The following is a 2,364-nucleotide window of genomic DNA, read 5'->3' on the forward strand; positions in this document are numbered from 1 at the left end:
CCCTGAAGGATCGCGTTGGTCGCTCCACCCGGCCGGTATTGGCTGCTGCTCTTCCAGGTATATCCTCTGAACACCCGGACCCGTTCACCACCTGCCCGAATCCGTGCCGGCGAAAACCCATATTTGAATATCGCCTTTGCGAAGGTCTCGGGGGTTGCCGGGATCTTCGAGGGCGGGACGTTCTCTGTTCGGGCGAAGTTCAGGAACCCGGTATAGGCGTCGTCCTTCAGGACGTGCCCGGCCTCGCTCCGGTCCATGTTCTCCGAGACGAACCGATAGATCGGATCGCTGTTCGTTTGCCATGCGTCCCGCACCTCGCAGGGGCTCGATTTAACCGGCAGTTCTCCCGCCTGATAGGTGGACGCGACCACATCCAGGACGAGGTTGAAGTATGCGCTGCACGTCTCCCGGGTGAGCACCCGATCATGCCACTTCGGGTTAACCTCAAAGTAGTTTGAAAACGTGATGAACTCCCACCTATTCCAAAATGCCGCGTCATTCTGCACCCGTTCGGGTGTTGAAGGGGGCCTGTTGCACGTGAAGATGTGCACGCAGAAGATTCGGGCCTCGTATGCGTCGCGGCCCTTCTTCTCTACGTAATGCATATCGTCACCGGTGATCGCCTTCAGGACCGACGAATTTCGAAGGGGCACGTCGTCGAGGTCATCATAGATGTTGAGGAGCTTACCCTCCAGGTTCGCCAAGCAGAACCGATCGCTTCCGATCTGCTGCAGCATCACCCGGGCGATGTTCTCATTACCGAAGGTCCGCCGGTTTAGTTCGAGGTAGGACGATTTACCGCCGTTGGTATCCCCATGAATGATGTATGACTTCTTAAACGGCTTTCCGACCAGGGCGGCCTGGAGAATCGCCTGTGCCGGGATCTGGAGCAGAATCTCGTATGATCCCTCGTCCGCCCATGATACGAGCACCTGCCGGATCTCGGCGGGGTCCGCTGCAGGGTCATACGTCACGGGAAGGCAGTAGGTAAATCGGTGCTCCGGAGCATGGGGTATCAGGCTCCGGGTCCCGGCCTCGAGGTCGAAGACCACAACGCCGTTAGCGCACGGTATCCCAGGGTAGGTGTTGAACGGATATTCCCGCGCGATCGTCGTATCGACGATGTAAGACAGAACCTCCCTCTTTGCCGTCGAGATCCGCCCGGTGAACCTGCACCGGTCCGCGATCTCCTGTACCATCTGCTCGATGTCGCCATCATTCGCCCGGTAGATCCCACGCTCCCGGTCATAGACGTATACCGTTCGCCGGTACGTGATCGTCCTGAGGGTCGCTATAATCCAGTCCGCGATCGTTGCGTAGATCAACGATACCGCGCCGGTCTTGGGGTTGACGGACGAGAAAACCTCTTTCGGGGTCATGGTGTCGGGGTCTTCGCGCCGGCCCTCCTCTGGCTTCGGCACCGTTGCGGCCGCCTCCTCTTTCCGCCGAATGTGGGACTTGAGCACGTCGCGCCGTCCCGGGCTCCAGGTCTCGCGGCACGCCTGAAGCGCCGTGCTGATCGTCCGCGTCACGTAATCAGTTCGGTCCCACTTCTCGCGGTAAAGCCCGGACTGCCGGACCAGCCGCTCCAGTTGTGCGGGGTCCTGACTGTAGAAGGCGAGGATGCTGCACAGGGCGAGGTCCGCCTCACTGTGGGACCCATACCCGGCTATGTCACCGCGCCATAGGGCATTGAACTTCGCGGCATTCGCGGCGTTCCGGCACTTCTCGACGACCTCCTCGTCCGTCAGGTCCGAGGTAGTCGCGGGTCGCGGGGCTGACGTGGGGGCTCTCTGTGCCTCCGGTGAGCGCCCGATCTTCGCATAGATCGCCTCCAGGCTCCCGGGGGCCGGTTCGCGCACATCACCAGGCGTGCCCGGGATGTGGTCGCCGGTGACGGTGAAGAACCGGCCACTGTCGTACATCTCCCACACCTCGCCGTTTGCCCGGCTCCTGTCGCCCGGCTTCGTCCCGTATGTAATCACATGGGCCCCGGTTTTCGACGGGGAGATCTCCGCGTAAGATGCAACGCTCTTGATCTCGTCGAGGATTCCGGGCAACCATTCTCCAGTCTCGGGGTCTCGTACGTGATCCCCGTCGAGGCCTAACCACCCGTCGCCCAGGACAAACCCGATCCCGCTGTAGAACTGCTCCGCCCGGCACGCCTCTTCAAACGTCACCCAGGTAGTAGGGTCGGTGCTCTTCGCCTGTCCCTTCCCCGGGGTTTGCGGCACCTTAGTTTTCTTCCCATCACGGATCTCGTACTGCCAGACTACCCACCGGGCCGCCTGGCGCATCGTGTCGGGGATGGCGGCGTACTTCATCTCCGGGGCTTGTCGGACCGGCTCGGAAGAGGTCGCCGCG

General features: G+C 61.5%; 1 protein-coding gene. It reads right to left on the bottom strand.

The annotated features are described in order from the left end of the window. The coding region (locus BRA62_RS10080; protein ID WP_292366440.1) for a DUF5906 domain-containing protein at positions 1 to 2,324 on the bottom strand (2,324 nt) is incomplete at its 3' end. Positions 2,325 to 2,364: the final 40 nt, after the last annotated feature.

The organism is Methanoculleus sp. UBA208 (assembly GCF_002498065.1).
Taxonomy (GTDB): domain Archaea; phylum Halobacteriota; class Methanomicrobia; order Methanomicrobiales; family Methanoculleaceae; genus Methanoculleus.